A 16,406-nucleotide genomic window follows, 5' to 3' on the forward strand; every position below is an offset into this window, starting at 1 on the left:
AGGACAGGCCTTGCTCCCGCCCCGCCAATAGACTGCGGACAGCGGGGGCATCATGGGCCCTCCACCGGGCAGTGGAGACGAGGCGAAGACGTACACCCACGGCCCGCTGGAGACCGGAACAAGGGGACACGGTCCGCGCGGGTCCCGGGAACAGACGTGCGCGGTGCGGATGTGTGCTTGCCTGGGAGGCCATCGCGGCCGGACCGTCGGCACGTCTCCTCTGGTGAGGTGAGTGCGGGCGATCGACAACGGGAGACGTATCAGGTGAGCGCACATCCGCCGGACGCCGGCAGGGCGGCCGACTCCGGGCATCCCTCGGACGACGACAGCCGCCGGACCGTGGGGCTCGCCGGGGCACTGGCCGCGGCGGAAGCTGCGCCACCGGTGGAGTCCCTCGACGTCGTCGCCCACATGCTCAGGCAGAGCCTCGACGCCACCGGGGTCTCCTTCCTCATCACGGACTTCACCGGTACATCGGTGGTGCGCCTCGGCGCCGCCGGGGACGTGGAGACCGACGACCCGGCCCGGCGCATAGACCTGCCCGGCACCTTGTACGACGAGGTGATCCGGACCCAGCAGCCGGCCACCCAGACCAAGGACGGCCGGAGCAGGGTGCGGGTCGTCGCCCCGGTCACCAACCGGGGAGACGCCATCGGTCTGCTGGAACTCTTCCTCCCGTCGGCGCCCGACGAGAGCGCGATGCGGGAGATCGGCGAGACCGCGCACGCCCTGGCCTACATCGTGATCGCGAACCGGTCGTACACCGATGTGTACCAATGGGGCCGCCGCACCAGGCCGCTGAGTCTCGCCGCGGAGATCCAGCACCGGCTTCTTCCCGCGTCCCTCGCCTGCGAGGCCGCACAGTTCGCGGTGGCCGGCGCACTGGAGCCCGCCGACCTTGTCGGAGGTGACACCTTCGACTACGTGATCGACCGCGACACCGTGCAGCTGTCCGTCACCGACGCGATGGGCCATGACGTCGCCGCCTCACTCCTCGCCACCCTCGCCGTGGGCGCGCTGCGCGGGGCCAGGCGGGCGGGCGCCGATCTGGTCGAACAGGCCCGGCAGGCGCATCAGACGATGCTCGACCACGGCCGGCAGGGTTACGTCACCGGTCAGCTCCTGCGCATCAGCCTGCTCGACGGTGCCACCGAGTTCGTCAACGCGGGCCACCCATGGCCGCTGCGCCTGCGTGAGGGCAAAGTGGAGCAACTCAAGGTCGCGGTCGACATGCCGTTCGGCTTCCGGTTCCCGCACACCTACCGGGTCCAGCGGCTGGATCTGAGGGCCGGCGACCGGCTGTTCATGCTCACCGACGGCATGCTCGAGCACCGCGCCAGCAAGGTGGACCTGGCGAGCCTGATCGTGCGCACCGGCGACCTCCATCCGCGGGAGGCCGCCCGCACCGTCATCGCGAAGGTCGTCGCCGCCAACGACGGTCACCTCCAGGACGACGCCACCATCATGTGCCTGGACTGGCACGGCGTCCGTCACTCCCGGCGGAACGCCGACACCGGGGCGGATCTCGCCAACGCATCCCCTTCACCGACATCCTCCGACGAGCCGCAGGTGCCGCGTACGGGGCGATGAGCCGCACGGTCCGCCGCTCAGGTGACGGCGGTCCGCGGGCTTCGACGATCTGCGGTCCGTCGCCCGTGTCAGCCGGGGGAGCGCGTGCTCGTGAAGCGCACGGCCGGACCCCACCGGTCCTGGACAGGGGCCATGCACCACTGACAGAGGGGGCTGCCGCCGCTGCCGTATTTGTGGGTGGGGCGCTGGCAGCCGGAGCAGGGGCCGACCAGGCTGCTGGAGCAGGTGAACGTGGAGGGGTCCGGCTCGCTGACGGGCGGCGGGGGAGTGACGGTCATCTGTGGGTTCCGTTCCGGGTGATCAGTGGATGAATCACCGCAAACGCAGCATACGACCGTGAGGTACAGGCGTTCGATCACCGCGCCGCGGCACAGGCCGGGCGAGTGGATAAGCCGAGGATGTCCAGGGCGGTGTCGGGCTGGCAGTGGGTGCAGGCGCGCAGGCCCGCGGTGAGCAGGCGGCGGGCTTCGTCACGGCCGACGGGCCGGCGGCGCTTGCCCATCATGCGGCAGTCGCCGCTGTGGACCTGGACGGGGGGATGTCCGGTGCCGATGCCGAGTTCGACGATCCACTCAGGCTGTTCGGGCCGGCGACGTCGACCGTGCTCTGCTTCAAGCTGACGCTGCCGCACGGCTGCGATCTTCGCGTCGATGCGCTCGAGCCACATGGCATGCCACACCCGCAGGGCGTTGAGGCGGTCCAGGTCGGGAGGCAGGTCGTCGAACACATTTTTGATTCTATGCCCATGATCCACGCCTGCACCCCCGCGGGATCGAATTGCTGTTCGATGGCGGTGGGTGGGAGGTGGTCAGCGACTACGGCCGATCGTGACGGCTGTGTCCGGCGGTCGCGGGCTGCGTGCGGGAAGAGCACGCTGAGGGAAGGGGGCAAACGCGATGGAGATGTCCCATGGCTCCTACCGGCACAGAACCACACCACCAGCACAAGCAGCGCACACCCTTCTTCTCTCGCCCGAGTGTCCGCCGCGTGCTGCCGTTCTTCCTGATCACCGCTGTCGCCGTGGTCTTCATCTTCGAGAACCGCGCGGAGACGGAGATCCGTCTGCTGATCCCCAAGGTGACCATGCCGCTGTGGGGTGCCCTCCTGATCGCCTGGGGACTCGGCGTACTCGCCTGCGTCGTCACCGTGCGGCGTCACCGCGGCCGTAAGCACCAAAAGCCTCGCTGACCCTGATCGGCGACCGCTGGAGACCGCAGCCCGCGGGTCCGTCACAGGTTCAGTGGCGCGGTCAACGCTGCGACGAGCTCGGCGAATTCGGCTCGTTGCCGGCTGTTCAGGGTGGCGTAGAGCGGCGCCTGTAGTTCATCGGTGATTTGTTCGGCGCGCTGCCATCGGAGGATCTGGGTCGCGGTGACGGCTTGTGGCTCCTGCCAGCCGTAGTGGGTTGCCCGCTCGGAGGAGGCGGTTGATCGAGGCGGCCGCCCCTGTGCGCTTCAGGGAGGGGGCCCTGGACGCCGTGGCGGCATTCTCGAACTGCGACAGCCTGCACGTAGGGGGCGGCACGACGTGGCGAAAGGCCGACGTCATCGCAGTGTCCTCGGGGACAGGCGTACGCGTTCCCTCACCAGGTCGACTTCAAGGATCTCGGCGGAGATTCGTCGGCCGACACGGACGGCGTCGGCGGGATGATCGACGTGCCGCCGGGACAGCTCAGGAAGATCGATCCTCGCGGTGAAGCCCCCGATGTCCACAGAGGTCACGCCGGAGCAGGCGATCTCCGTGACCGTGCCCGTGCAGACGTCCCCCACCCGGAGAGTCTTCAGAAACGCCCAGTTCCGGTCACTCGGTGTCGGTTCGGTCCGCCACCGGGCCCGCAGAACGCCGTCGTTGTCGGGAAGGACGGCAGTGAAGAGGGGATGACGTTCGTCGACGTACACGGACAAAGCCGAAGCGGCACGTGCACCTGCCACTTGGGCGGTCAGTTCCCGGTACTCCGACTCGTCGGCGGTCATGCTGGTGATCAACCCGTTCTCGTCCTCCCAGACGACTTCTACCGAGCCCTCGGGCAGCGTGGCGAGGACCGTGTCGACGTCGGTGGACAGGTCCGGCCAGACGGTCAACCGGGCACGGGGGGTGAGCCGACCGCGTACCGCGTCGAGCGTGTCCTCGGTGAGGCGGTGCCAGCGGGAGGCGTTGTAGAGGTGTTCCTCCTCCAATATCGCTGCCTGCCCTGTGGCGACGGACCAGCGCAGACGGGCCCAGAAGTCCTCGTCGGCGGGCCGCTGTACGCCCGGTTCATCGAAATCCTCGTCGTACGGGGAGTTCTCCAGCCGTTCCGCGAAGAGCCCGAGCGCCCGCGTGCGGGAGACGGCTGCCTCGCAGGGCTGGTCGCTGGTGACGTAGACGTACTGATCCCATCCGACGCGCACGGTGAGCCTGCCCTCCACCTCCAGGCAGCACCAGGCGCCGTTGTCGCGGAGCATGACCCGCACCAGCTCCAGACCGACCGGGAGAGGCACTCTTGCACCGTCGTGGAACCCGCTCAGGTCAGGCGGGAACAGCCCGGCGAGGCCGTGGCCGTGGACGGTCGGCTCCAGGCCGAAGTGGGCGAGGCCGGCAACCCCCGGCTCGCGTATGTCCAGACGGTCGACGCCGGTGTCCTCGGCGAACGCGGCAACCGCCTGTAGGTAGGCCGCCTCGACCGGCCCGTGGTCGCTGACCGTGTCCTCAGCGCCGAGGTAACTGCCGTGCTCGTCGCGGTCGGCAGGGTCGTACTTCGTGATCCGGTAAACAAACGGCGGCACTCTGCTCCCGTGGTCGTCGGCGATGCAGCTGAGCAGCCGATCTCGTGAACGAGAGAGTAATGCGGGATGCTCCGTCCCACGCCTGATTTACGCCGCCGCGATCATTGAGGGTCTCGTGCTTGCACCAGGTAAACCAGGCGACCAGTCCACGTGGTGCGCAGGGAGTCTGCATCGGCGGCCACCCTCGCCGGTGACGATGAGCACGGTGGGCCACTCGACCAGCGCGTGGGGCAGGTCGAGTGCGGCAGAATTCGGAACCAACGCGGCTCCTGCGCCAGTAGGTTGAGACTTCGAACGCCTTCCCCGACGGCACGGGAGCCTCATGCGTTGCCCACACCGCGAGCATCACCCGATCAGTGGGTGCGCTGAAATCGCTCACTGACGGCGACGGAAGCGACGGGCGCGGGGCGCGGGGAGGGTGAGTGTCCTGGTTAGTTCGCTGTCGGCGAGGTCGGGGAAGGGCATGCCGGCGGCGTGGTGATGGGTTCGGGACTGCTGGAGGGTGTGGAGGACGTCGTTGTGCCAGCCTGCCGCGCCGTAGAGGCGGGCAAGGCGGAAGCTGGCTTGAGCGGCGCCGACATGGTCGCGGGGGCCGGCGAGGGCTTGCTCTGCCAGCGTGATGGCCTCGCTGAGGCGGTTTGCCTCGGCGTGCAAAAGGGCTTGCACGGTCAGTGCCCTGCTGCGGCCCCGATGGTCGCCGCAGGCGTCGGTCTCCTGAAGCCCGCGGCTGATCAGTTCGGCGGCAGCGTGGTCGCCCTCGTAGAGCGCCATGTCGGCCAGCCCCAGGGTGACCCAGGTGTGCCCGCGGTGGTCCCGGACAGCGTGTAGGAGCTGGGCGGCGTGCTCGTAGTGGGCGCGGGCCGCGGCCCACCGCGGATCCTGTGCGTCACGGCTTGTGACGTGGCGCCCGGGCCAGGGGCCTGCGTACCAGCGGCGAGGGAGCGGGCAGCCGCCCACCGTGCTCTCCTTCTCGGTGTCGGCGCGGGTGCGTAAAATCCAGCCGACACCGCGGCTCTCCTCGTTGCCGGCGAACAGGGCCTCCGCTTCGTCGAGTTGGGCGAGGGCTTCGGAGTAGTGAGCGTGGTGCCGACTGATCACCGCCTTCTCCCGCAGGGTCCAGGCCAGCCCGCGCTCAAGCGGCAAAGCTCTGAAGAGTCTCTCGGCCGCGGTGAGCGTTCGCGCCGCTACCCGCAGCGCGCCCTGCTGGCGTTGCAGGATTCCCAGGTTGCCCAGGGCGTCGCTCTCGCCGTATGCGTCGCCCGAGCTCTGGAAGAGAGCGATCGCTTCGCTGAAGCACTCTGCGGCCCTGCCCACGTCACTGCCGCCGTCACGCAAGGCTTCGCCGAGGTTGCGCAGCAGCGCGGCACGGGCCCCGCCATCCCCCAGACGGTCGGCCGCGTCCAGAGCGAGCTCATGGACCTGGCTGCTGATGTCCCAGCGCCACTGATGCTCGAGAGCGATACTCATCGCGTCGGTGATCTCCCAGCACAGCTCCCACCACCCGCGAGCGTGAGCGTGGGCGACAGCTGCCACCAGCACGGCACGCTCGGCTTCGAACCACTCGACGGCCTCCCACACGTCACCCGCCACAGCTTCTTCCGGCGGCGGACGGCGGACCGCCCCGTCGCGGCTGCTGTGCCGGGCACCGGCCGGCCGTAACTGCGCGTCGGCTGCGTCGGCCGCGCTGAGGAGAGCCCCCAGCAGACGCCGCACGGCGCTATCGGCCTCGTCCGCCGGCTGCTCGGCCGCTCGCTCCTTGGAGAACCCGCGCGTGAGATCGTGCAGCACGATGCGCTGGCCGCCTGTCTCGCCGCGGCGAGCTTGCACGAGATGCACCAGCAGCAGTCCCTCCAGGCATTCGTCGGCCGTATCGGGGTCCACGCCCAGCAAAGGCGACAGCGCCCAGGCCGGTAGGTCGGGAGTGTCCAGGGCCGACAACAGTCTGAACGCACACCGCTGCAATGAAGGGAGCGCCTGATAACAGGCGAGGAAGACCGCGCGCACGCTGCGCTCGCCCAGGCTCAGCACATCCAGCCGCCGATGGTCGTCGGCGAGATCGCGGGCGAACGAGCCCACGGTACGTGCGGGAAACGTGGCCAGTCGCGCTCCCGCGATGCGCAGGGCCAGCGGGAGCCCGCCGCACAGACGGACCACGTCGCGACCTGCCTCGGGGTCCTCGTCCACCCGGTCCCCGCCGCCGATCCGTCTCAACAGATCCCAGGCGGTGCCCTCGTCCAGCCCCGGCAATGCGACGCGCTCATCCACGGCCAGCGTGGCAAGTACCTGGCGGCTGGTGATCAGGACAGCGCACGAAGACCCACCAGGCGTCAGCGCACCCACCTGCTGTTCACTGGCGGCGTTGTCCAGGACGATCAGTACACGCCGGTCGGCCGACTCCGTACGGAACTGACGTGTCCGTCCGGCCTCGTCATCGGGGATTCGTCCGCGCGGTACTCCCAGAGCCACCAGGAAGTCACCCAGGACATCGCCCACGGCAGCAGGACGTTCCTCCGCCCCATTCAAGTCGACGAAGAGCTGGCCGTCGGGGAAAGACGGCATCAGCTCATGAGCAGCCTGCACCACGACAGATGTCTTGCCGATCCCGCCCGGACCGTGCACCAGGCACACCCTGCCCCCGCCTGGACGCTCAGCAGCCTCCACCAGCCGCACCAACTCCTGGCCGCGACCGGTGAAATCCGCCACCGCCGGCGGCAGCTGACGCGGGATGCCGGACGATTCCGGGAGAAGGGAATCGCTATGGGCGAGGACCGGAGTGTGCGGCGACAGCAGCACCCGCAGCTCCTCAACGCCTGCAGGATCCTCACCCAAAGCCCGTACCAGACGCCGTCGCAGCAGAGCCCGTGCAGCCGGAGAACGGCCCGCCTCCTCGACCAGAGCCGCGCCCTCCTCGCCGGGCAGCCGGCCGGCGATCCACCGGTACAGCCACCCCAGCCGGTCGGCCACCGACTGCTCCACACTCTCCATCGCGCGATCCGCCAGACCGGCACCCAGCCTCTTCGCAGACACGATCGCCAAGGCGACCACTGCCGCCACGAGCTCCTCGACCGTCATCGACCGCCCCCCGGTCCTCCGCTGTAGCAGTTGCGCCGCCCCCAAACGCGCTACCGCCGCCCGACGTCAGTCATGCCCAGAACGCCGCCAAACGGCACCTGGGCGCTCTTCCAATGGCTACCAGTGACGCTCCGCGCGGCTCCCTGCCGGAAGTTCGCGTCAACTGAGACCCGCTCAAGATCGCCGGCCGGGCGCCTGGTCAACCGCGCGCTCTCCGCAACGCGAGCTCCGGTGGAACGGAGCAGGCGCGGCCCGTCCGAGGTCCTGGCGCATCTTCCGAAGAGCGTGTGCAGCACGAATCGTCTGTCGTCAACTGCCGCAGCCGTCCTCACCCAGGAGCATCCCCGCTGAATGGGCTCTGAGCCTTTTCCAACGTCGGATGGTGACGGCGGGCGTGGTGGCTGGGCGGAATTCCGGTGGACATAGCAGCGTGCGTTGACCAGGATCACGGCCGTGTCAGAGCCCAGCGGCATCCACGTAGCCGACTATGACCCGAGCTGGCCCCGGCAGGCCGCCACCGCCATCGATGCTCTCCGGGCAGCGGCGCCTGGGCTGCTCCTGAAGATCGAACACATCGGCTCGACCGCTGTCCCGGGACTGTCAGCCAAGCCCGTCATCGACCTGATGGCTGCCGCCCACGACCTCACGCACGCTGCCCCCCACCAGGCGGCGCTCGCCGAACTCGGCTTCCACCCTCACGACAACAGGATGACTGACCGGTTGCCGTACGTCCGCGCAGATAGTGGGGTCCGCAGCCATATCCTGCACGTGGTGACCCTGGAGAGTTGGCCTACCCGGAACCAGCGGATCTTCCGGGACTACCTGCGCGCCCATCCCGAGGACGCGACCCGGTACGCGCACCTCAAGCGGGCGATTGTCGTCGCTGGTACGGGACCGGGTGAGTATGCGCGAGCCAAGACGGTGCTGGTGCAGGAACTCACCGACCGTGCTCGCGCACAACTCGGCCTGCCATCGGTACCCGTGTGGGAGAAGCAGTGAGTCCTTGCCAATCTGGCTGTGTGCAGGCTCAGTTGACAGGGGCTGCGTGCGAAAGGGGGTACAGCTCCTGGTAGATGGGTTGTCGACCAAGAGCAACCTGTCCGCTCGGAGCTTCGAGTGCGTGTCTACCTACCGGGTTTCGATCTGTCCAGCTCGACCCCGCGGTGCCTGTCCGACCTGCTGGTCGCGCGACAGCGCGAGCGAGGGACGCGGTGGCGCCGGCTTCCAACAGGCCGGCAGGCCCTGCTCGTACTGGCACATCTGCGGTGCGGACACACCTACGCCCAGCTCGCCCGCCGGTTTCGGCGTCGGGACCACCAGGGCGTACCGGTACGTGGCCGAAGCCGTCGAAATCCTTGCGGCCCGCGCGTGGGATCTGGCCGCTGCTGTCCGGACGGCGGCCTGCAAGGTGTTCGTGATCCTCGACGGGACGCTGCCGCCCGTCGACCGTATCGCCGCCGACAGATCAAGCACACGATCCCTGAACCCAGGGACCAGCGAGCCAACCGCCAACGGCGGGGTAGCAAGGGCGGCCGGCCCACCGGCTTCGACACAACGGTCTATCGGCGCCGCAATGAGGTCGAGCGCACCATTTCACCGGCTCAAGACGTTCCGCGCGGTCGCCACCCGCTACGACAAGCGGGCCTACGTCTTCCACCGGACGGTCACGGTCGCGGCGATCCGACGGTGGCTCCGCGCATGACCACCGCGTCCGCGGCTATACCTCTTCCGGGACCAAGACGCCGAGCTCGACTTCCTCGAAAACGCGTGACCACCAGGCTTCGTCATCCTCGAACACCCTCGGATCGCTCTGCCGGGCCCGCTCAATCACGTCTTCGACGTAGTCATCGTAGTCGTCGTCCGCTTCGCTCTTTCCCGAGCAGGCGAACGCCTCCCACACCTCCAGGACGTTCTGCAGACCAGCAACCGAAGAGTTGACCAGCCCGTACTGCTGGTCCCCATCGCCTTCGTAGCCGCGGACCATCCACACTTCACCGCTGTCGATCAGCAGCCAGTACGTGTTGACGCCGTCCTCGAACACACCGAGGAACGCAGCCCGACCCGGCGGAAGGTCGCGGACATCCAGCTCCCGACCTGAGTCCCGCACGAACATGCGATTGCAGTCGGCCGGCAACCCTCGCTCGACCAGCCCACACGCCGCCTCGCCGCCCACACCCATGCGCGCGAGAGAACTCGCGTCATATGGCAGCCACAGCGCGCTCGGCAACCGGCACCCCCTACTCGATCCGTCCATCCGATCCTCTCAGACCGCGTGGACGACCCACCGGACGGGACCTAGTCGCGGTAGATGCCACGGATCTAAGGGGCTGACGTCAACGGCCGGTAGTCATCGTTTCAGGTACGACCGAGCGCCAGTGAGCGCCTTGGTAGGCCAGTTGATCCCGGAGTGGGGGGCCGAATGCGGTGGACTGTTCGACCGAATCGGTGACATCGTCGGTGATCGTGACGGAGCACGGTTTCCTGGCGTTGGCGCCGCAGTACACCTCGACTTGTGAGCTGCTCTCGAGGGCGGCGCGTCGGCGGGGCATGGATGTAGAAGTACTCCCTGCCCAGGGCGGTGCGGGCACCGCCCTGGGGCATGGCGGCCACTACTATGGCGGCCCTAATTTCGCAGCGCGCGTCGTGGACGACCTTGAGATCGCGCTCTTGGAACCCACTGACGACTGGCTGACCGCACTGCCGTCTGAGTACACCGGACGGCGTATTGCCTTGGTGACCCTGGGCGAGGCGCGCCGTCTGTCCCGGCCGACATTCGTCAAGCCGCCGAGAGACAAGAGCTTCCCAGCAGCCGTCTACGCCAGCGGTAGGTGTCTCCCGCAAGGGCCGGAGCTGGCACCGGACGCGCCGGTACAGATCAGCGACGTGGTGAGCTGGGCAGCGGAGTTCCGCCTGTACCTCCTGGACGGCGAGGTCCGCACGGGTTCGCAATACGCCTCCTTCGGCCATCTCGACGCCGCGCCGCTGGCCGGGCACCGCCATGAGGACCCTGTCCTGGAGTTCGCGGACGATCTCCTGGCCACGTGCGGCGAAGGGCTGCCCAGCGCGGTGGTTGTGGACATCGGGCTCCTGGCCACACCTGAGCACGGCGCCGCCGACCAGTGGGCGGTGGTCGAGGCGAACATGGCTTGGTTCAGCAACTGCTATGCCGCCGATCCTGACCGGGTCCTGGACGTCGTCCTGCGCTCAGCTGGTCCACGGACACGGATCGCCGAGCGTGACCGCCGATTCTGCCGGAACCTCGAGAGCCCTCAACTGGCCGACTGAAATGCAAGCGTGGCCAGTGCCAAAGACCCACCAAGGAGATCGGCTGGAGGTACTGGGAGACTGCCTCATGACCTCGTTGACCTGCAGGGACTTCCTCACCGCCTGCGCCGTCACAACGTCCGCGCTCCTGCTCACCGCCTGCACCTCGGACAGCACAGACGCTAAGACGTCACCGTCTCCCACCCCTACAGCGACGGCGACCGCCAAACCCACTGCCGCGTCAGAGAAGAAGCTCACCGAGCAGGTCGAGGCGGCTCTCGCCGGCTTTCACAACGGGGATGGCGACCGCGGCAACTGCCGGCACCGACCCGCAAGCGAGCGTTAGGGTGCTGTGTTGATGCGGTGTGGTCCGGTCACATGGCTGGATGGCAGTCGTCTTGAGCGGACTGGATGTGCGGGTGGCGGGAGCGTTCCAGGGGGGTGAGAGTGGTGTCGATGGCCTCGCAGATGGTGCGGATTGCGCGGGCCGGGTCGGGCAGGTCGACGGTCCACAGTCCGACGGAACCGTCCGTGCCGATGGCCAGGGTCCGTCCGTCAGGGCTGAACGCCACTGTTTCCGGCGAGCGGGTCGGCATGGTGATTCTGACCTGGCCGGTGGCGAGGTCCCAGAGCTGGACCCCTCCGGCGCTGCCTACGGCCAGGGTGCGTCCATCGGAGCTGAAGCCCAGCGATGCCACCGCACCGACGGCGCTGTAGCTGTCCAGGAGCCGGCCGGTGCGCGCATCCCAGGTTTTCACGGACCTGTTGCTGCTGGTGGCCAGGGTGCGCCCGTCCGGGCTGAACGCGAGGGACAGCGGGCTCCGGCCACCCGGCTCGATGGTGCGCTGTGTACGGCCGGTCGCGGTGTCGAGCAGAGTGACCTGTTCTCTGTCGGCCTCCATGTGCGCGACAGCAAGTGTGTGGCCGTCCGGGGTGAACGCCACCGCCCTGACGGGTCCACCATCGGCGGTGTGGGCGGTGTGCAGTGCCCCGGTTGACAGGCGCCAGATCCGCACCGGGCCTTCCGCACCGACGACGGCGAGCCGTGTCCCGTCGGGACTGAAGACCGCCGTGTCGACGGCGCCGAGGGCACGGCTCTGGTGAAGGCGGCCCGTGACAATGTCCCGTACCTCGATCCCCCTGTCCTTGCCGGCCCTGGCAGCCAGGGCGCCTCCGGTCGGACTGAATCCCACGGCCCCGAGGCGATTGACCGGGAGGTCCATCTCCTCTCCCCGGAGTGCCGGGCCGGTGTCGAGCGCTAGCGCGGCTGCGCGCTCGCCGGTTCCGGCGTCCCAGAGCTGTACCGACCCACGCCCGGGCGGTCCTTGCCGAACCGTGGCCACCACGCGTCCGTCCTGACTGAACGCCATGCCCGCGATGTACGTGCCGGAAGGGCCGCGCAGAGTGGTCCGGGGACGGTCGCCGGGCAGGCGGTGGACACGGACGTCGGGGTCAAGGTTGCTGCTGGTGACCAGGGTTCGGCCGTCCGTATCGAGGGCAACTTGGATGACTCCTCGTCCGCGGTGGCCGACGGTCACGGTGGCCACCGCCGCGCCGGAGGCGGTGTCCCACAGTCGTACCGTGTCCCCGGGGCCGGGGACAGCTACCGTCCGCCCGTCCGGGGCGAAGGCCACTTCGTTCAACCCGACGGGAACGTCGTTGAAGGTGTGCCGGACGATCCCGCTGGCCGTCTCCCGCAGTTGCACCGAGCCGTCGGTGCGGACCACCGCGTAGGTCCGGCCGTCAGGGCTGAAACCTACCGAGACGCCCTCGACCTGGCTGTCGTGGGTGGTCCGGATACGCCCGGTGGCCACGTCCCGCACCCGCACCAGTCCGTCACGGCCCGCCACGGCGACGGTACGTCCGTCGGGGCCGAAGGCGACCGCCTGCGGGTCGGGGTGGCTGGTGAAGCGGTGCCGCGTTCGACCGGTGGCCACGTCCCACACGCGTACCGCCAGCGCGGAGGCAGCGGCCACGGTACGCCCGTCCGGGCTGAAGGCCATCCCGCGTACCGCGCCGTCGGGGACGGCGAAGGTTCTGAGGGTTCTGCCGGTGACCGGATCCCACAGGGCCAGCCCGCCGCCACTGTCACCAGCCGTGGCGACGGCGAGGGTGCGTCCGTCGGGGCTGAACGCCACGACCTCGCTGACGCTGTGTTCGGTGTATGTGTGGCGGAGCCGGCCTCCGGGTAGCTCCCAGATCCGTATCTTGCCGTTCCTGCTGTGAGTGACGAGGGTGTGTCCGTCCGGGCTGAGGGCGAGGGAACCAACCGGTTCGGTGCCGCCGATCAGGCGCTTGCGCAGCGGTAGCGCCGCGGCGGCATACACGGCGGTGGTGGCTTCGCGGGTCGGGCTGGTCCGGTAGGCATGGACAGCGAGCAGTGCGGCGAGGTCTGGTTCGGAGTGCAGCAGTGCACTGGACTGGGCGGCAAGTTGGCGGGACTGGGCCTGGTGCCGGGCGGTGACCGCGTTCTGCCACTGCCCCACGGCGAGGCCGGTGGCGACGAGGGCGAGGCACAGGGCGGCGGTGACCGCGGTGAGCACCAGCCGATAGCGACGGCGGCCCTTCCGCTCGTGGTTCCTGCTGGCGTCGAGGAAGGTGTGCTCCAAGTCGGTCAGTTCCTCGCGGGATGCTCCGTCGAAGTGTTCCTGGGCGGCGGCGAGCCGGCTTCCCCGGCACAAAGCGCCCTCCTCGCGCCCCAGTTCCTGCCAGGCGTGGGCCGCCTGGGTCAGGTTCCGGTGCACACGCATTCGTTCGCGGTCGTCCTCGATCCAGCCGCGCAGCCGGGGCCAGGCCGTGATCAGGGCTTCGTGGGCCATCTCGACCATGTCGCCGTCCAGGGTGAGCAGCCGGGCACCGGCCAGTGCTTCCACCACCTGGGCGGTGTCGCCCCGGCCGGTGCCGGGCAGTTCTGCGCGCTGGACGGGACGGCGGGTGTCGGGAGTGCCGTCACCGGGGACGACCATGCGCAGCAACACCCGGCGGGCGGCAGCCGCCTGGTCCTCGGTGAACCGGCCGTGGACCTCCTCGGCGGTCCTGGCGATCGCGCCGTCCAGGCATCCCGCTGCCTCGTACCCCGCCATGGTCAGTGTCTTGCCGCGGCGGCGGCGCCAGGTCTCCAGCAGCGCGTGGGACAGCAGCGGCAGTCCGCCGGGTTCGTCGGCGACCTCCTTGACCAGCCGGGCGGTCAGAGCGCGTTCCATGGTCAGCCCGGCGGCCGTGGCCGGCTTTACGACGGCGTCGCGCAGTTCCGCCGGGCTCATCGCTGCGGCCAGGAGGTTGGCGTCGCGCAGCGCGTCGGCCAGGTGACGGTGTTCGGCACAGCGGCCGTAGAAGTCGCCGCGCACCGCCAGCAGCACGCGCAGGCGGCTCTCGGGCTGCCGGGCTGTCAGCAACAGATCGATGAAGTGAGCGCGCTCGGCCGCGTCGTGGCAGAGGGTGAAGACCTCCTCGAACTGGTCGACGATCACGAAGGTGTCCGCCTCGGTGTTGCCGTCGCGGGGTATCGCGGGTGCGAGGAGGGGCGCGTGGCTGCGGGCGGGATGTTCGCCCGGGGTGAGGATCCGGATCGCGGCCGGGCGCGGGCCCGGCTCCTGAGCGTGCCGGAGGACGGGTATCAGGCCGGCCCGCAGCAGGGAGGACTTGCCGCTGCCGGAGGGGCCGAAGACCGCGGCGAACCGCCGACGGCGCAGGAGGTCGACCAGGTCGGCGGTGAGCTGTTCCCGGCCGAAGAACAGGCCGCTGTCCCCGGTCTCGAACCGTGCCAGGCCTCGGTACGGCGCGAGTGTTCCGTCCTCGTCCCGGGAGTCGTCACCGGCGAATTCCTCGACCGCCGCTTTCCACCGGGCCTCCCATTCGGCCAGGTCTCCACCGCACGCCCCCGCATAGGCCAGGACCACCGGCAGTGTCGGCAACTGCTCGCCGGCCGCCGCCTGCGAGAGCGTGGTCACCGAGTAGCCCGCCCGCTGGGCCAGCGACCGGTAGGTGATCCCGTCCGCTTCCGCCCTCAGCTTGCGTAACTCAAATGCGAACCGCTGCACCGGTCCCGCCGCCGGATCCACCGGCACCTCACGACGCCCCGCCACACCCTCACCCCGTTCATTGTTCGACCGCCAGAACGGTACTGCCGAACAATGCTCCAGCCGGTGAACTCGGTGATCAGTGCACCCCGACCAGGGCCTGCCTGATCGAAGAGGACTCTGCTCACACATGGAATCCCCACTCATCGTCACCGCTTCACCGAAACAGTCACTTTCTGTAATGTCGCGATTGCTTGCGGCCTTCTCGGTGGCTGGCCCGTCGCGGTTGGGCTGGCTAGACGCGCTACGCGGTATCGCCGCACTCGTCGTGGTGTTCGACCACTCGTCGTACACCTTCATGGCGGACTTCCGGCGGGAGTTGATGCCGTACTTCAACACCAGTCGCTACGGCATCATGGTCTTCTTCCTGGTGAGCGGCTACATCATCCCCAGTTCGCTGGAGCGCCGGGGCTGCGTCCGGACGTTCTGGATCGGACGGATCTTCCGTGTGTACCCGCTGTGGGCGACTGTCGTCACCGTGCTCCTGGCCCTCAACGCCCTGGGTGTCGCGGAGATACGTGACGTCGGTCCGCAGAGCGCCACCACCGCGGCTGTCGCCCACGTCACCATGCTCCAGGAGCTGTTGGGGACACCCGGTCTCCTGCTCGTCCTGTGGACGCTCTCCTACGAGATGTCCTTCTACCTGCTGGTGGTCGCTCTCTTCACGGTCCGCCTCCACCGGCGGTCGGCGGCGGTCGCGGTCATCCTGGCCGTGCTCGCGGCCGGGAGCGTGGCGGCAGGGGTGGCGCTGCCGCCCTCCGCTCTGTCGGGCCTCTTCGGGACCGGCCTAGTGATCGCGTTCGCCTCGACCGCCATGGGAGTCGCCCTCTGCTGTGCGAGTGCCGGGTCAGCCGTGCTCCGGGGGTTCGGGGGTGCGCTGGGCGGGGCGCTGGCGCTCGCACTGGTCCCGTTCAACGGCACTGTCCCGTTGTGGGAGGGCCTGGTGATCCTGGCCGTGATGTTCCTCGGCACCACCGTCTACCGTGCCGAGAACGGCCAGTGCACCTGGCGGTTCACGGCCTGCACCGCCGTCATCGTGACCGCCTGTGCTGTGGGGAGCGCGTACTTGTGGGGCAATGGTGACCACTTCACGAGGCGCGGCTGGATTGCCGCGTTTCTGCTGGCTGTGCTTACCTTTGGCGCTGGACTGGCATTGCGCAGCCGGTGCCTGCCGCGCGTCCTGACCGGACTGGGAACGATCAGCTACTCGGTGTACCTGGTGCATCCGGTGCTGCTGACGGTCATCGACAGCACGGTCGGCCGACGTCGGCAGGACAGTCTCGCGCTCGAAGTGGCGTTCTTCAGCGTGCTGCTGCCCCTGTGCCTGCTGTCCTACCGTTACATCGAAGCTCCGAGCCAGAACTGGGGCCACAGGTTGGCACGCCGGGTGCAGCCATCGTGACGAGAGCCCGGGCCCTACCCACTGCCATTGCGGTGCCCCTGCCGACCTGTGTCTACCCGACACAGCCTCATCTCGGCCAGCGAAGTTCCTCTGTATCAGCTGCCTGACCGCACGCAGGGACGAGTTGTTCGAGCTGGTGGGCAAGGGTCGTCGACGTTGCTCCGCCCGCCATGGAAAGACGCGCGACGCACCGGAGTGTGGCACCGTGGGCGCAGGGCCGGCCCGTCACATTCC

The 16,406-nt window shown here is 69.0% G+C and carries 11 protein-coding genes and 3 pseudogenes; 7 read left to right on the forward strand and 7 right to left on the reverse strand.

Annotated features, from left to right (window positions below; all coding sequences use genetic code 11):
* Positions 1-339: 339 nt before the first annotated feature.
* Positions 340-1,590 (forward strand): PP2C family protein-serine/threonine phosphatase, encoded by a 1,251-nt coding sequence (locus AQJ84_RS24105; RefSeq protein ID WP_030037937.1) that lies wholly within the window; start codon positions 340-342, stop codon positions 1,588-1,590.
* 68 nt (positions 1,591-1,658) lie between these two features.
* Here AQJ84_RS24105 and AQJ84_RS24110 read toward each other — a convergent pair whose 3' ends face one another.
* Entirely contained in the window at positions 1,659-1,868 is a 210-nt protein-coding gene (locus AQJ84_RS24110) for a hypothetical protein (RefSeq protein WP_030037936.1), read from the reverse strand.
* 77 nt (positions 1,869-1,945) lie between these two features.
* Entirely contained in the window at positions 1,946-2,317 is a 372-nt protein-coding gene (locus AQJ84_RS24115) for a DUF6233 domain-containing protein (protein ID WP_030037935.1), read from the reverse strand.
* A 260-nt stretch (positions 2,318-2,577) separates the two neighbouring features.
* Here AQJ84_RS24115 and AQJ84_RS24120 point away from each other — a divergent pair, with 260 nt between their 5' ends.
* Positions 2,578-2,778, forward strand: a complete 201-nt coding sequence (locus tag AQJ84_RS24120) for a hypothetical protein (protein WP_404817510.1) — start codon at positions 2,578-2,580, stop codon at positions 2,776-2,778.
* A gap of 356 nt (positions 2,779-3,134) precedes the next feature.
* Here the strand turns inward: AQJ84_RS24120 and AQJ84_RS24125 are convergent, their stop codons facing one another.
* From AQJ84_RS24125 to AQJ84_RS24130, 3 genes and pseudogenes are all read right to left on the reverse strand, one after another.
* Positions 3,135-4,355, reverse strand: coding sequence for a S1 RNA-binding domain-containing protein (locus AQJ84_RS24125; protein WP_037802038.1), 1,221 nt, complete (start codon positions 4,353-4,355; stop codon positions 3,135-3,137).
* A 162-nt stretch (positions 4,356-4,517) separates the two neighbouring features.
* Positions 4,518-4,616: pseudogene (locus tag AQJ84_RS42440) on the reverse strand (IS5/IS1182 family transposase); the annotation flags it as partial.
* 114 nt (positions 4,617-4,730) lie between these two features.
* Positions 4,731-7,427 (reverse strand): ATP-binding protein, encoded by a 2,697-nt coding sequence (locus AQJ84_RS24130; RefSeq protein ID WP_053191041.1) that lies wholly within the window; start codon positions 7,425-7,427, stop codon positions 4,731-4,733.
* Positions 7,428-7,880: 453 nt separating this feature from the next.
* Between AQJ84_RS24130 and AQJ84_RS24135 the strand changes: the two genes are divergently transcribed.
* The 3 genes and pseudogenes from AQJ84_RS24135 to AQJ84_RS44300 all read left to right on the forward strand — a co-directional run.
* Positions 7,881-8,426: a GrpB family protein gene (locus AQJ84_RS24135; RefSeq protein WP_225877108.1), complete on the forward strand. Its 546-nt coding sequence runs from the start codon at positions 7,881-7,883 to the stop codon at positions 8,424-8,426.
* A 117-nt stretch (positions 8,427-8,543) separates the two neighbouring features.
* Positions 8,544-8,892: pseudogene (locus AQJ84_RS41215) on the forward strand (helix-turn-helix domain-containing protein); the annotation flags it as partial.
* Positions 8,868-9,129: pseudogene (locus AQJ84_RS44300) on the forward strand (IS5/IS1182 family transposase); the annotation flags it as partial. The pseudogenes AQJ84_RS41215 and AQJ84_RS44300, both read left to right, overlap by 25 nt.
* 15 nt (positions 9,130-9,144) lie before the next feature.
* Here the strand turns inward: AQJ84_RS44300 and AQJ84_RS24140 are convergent.
* The gene (locus AQJ84_RS24140; protein ID WP_030037928.1) at positions 9,145-9,654 is read right to left on the reverse strand and encodes an SUKH-4 family immunity protein; all 510 of its coding nucleotides are present in this window, start codon (positions 9,652-9,654) and stop codon (positions 9,145-9,147) included.
* A 320-nt stretch (positions 9,655-9,974) separates the two neighbouring features.
* On the opposite strand from AQJ84_RS24140, the gene AQJ84_RS24145 reads away from it, so the two are divergent.
* Positions 9,975-10,712 carry an ATP-grasp domain-containing protein gene (locus tag AQJ84_RS24145; protein ID WP_078631536.1) on the forward strand — a complete coding sequence of 246 codons (738 nt, stop codon included), beginning with the start codon at positions 9,975-9,977 and terminating at the stop codon, positions 10,710-10,712.
* 353 nt (positions 10,713-11,065) lie between these two features.
* Here AQJ84_RS24145 and AQJ84_RS24155 read toward each other — a convergent pair whose 3' ends face one another.
* Entirely contained in the window at positions 11,066-14,776 is a 3,711-nt protein-coding gene (locus AQJ84_RS24155) for an nSTAND1 domain-containing NTPase (protein WP_053191044.1), read from the reverse strand.
* 175 nt (positions 14,777-14,951) lie between these two features.
* Here AQJ84_RS24155 and AQJ84_RS24160 point away from each other — a divergent pair, with 175 nt between their 5' ends.
* Entirely contained in the window at positions 14,952-16,172 is a 1,221-nt protein-coding gene (locus AQJ84_RS24160; protein ID WP_051869496.1) for an acyltransferase family protein, read from the forward strand.
* Positions 16,173-16,406: the final 234 nt, after the last annotated feature.

Origin of the sequence: Streptomyces resistomycificus (genome assembly GCF_001514265.1) — a bacterium.
GTDB lineage: Bacteria > Actinomycetota > Actinomycetes > Streptomycetales > Streptomycetaceae > Streptomyces > Streptomyces resistomycificus.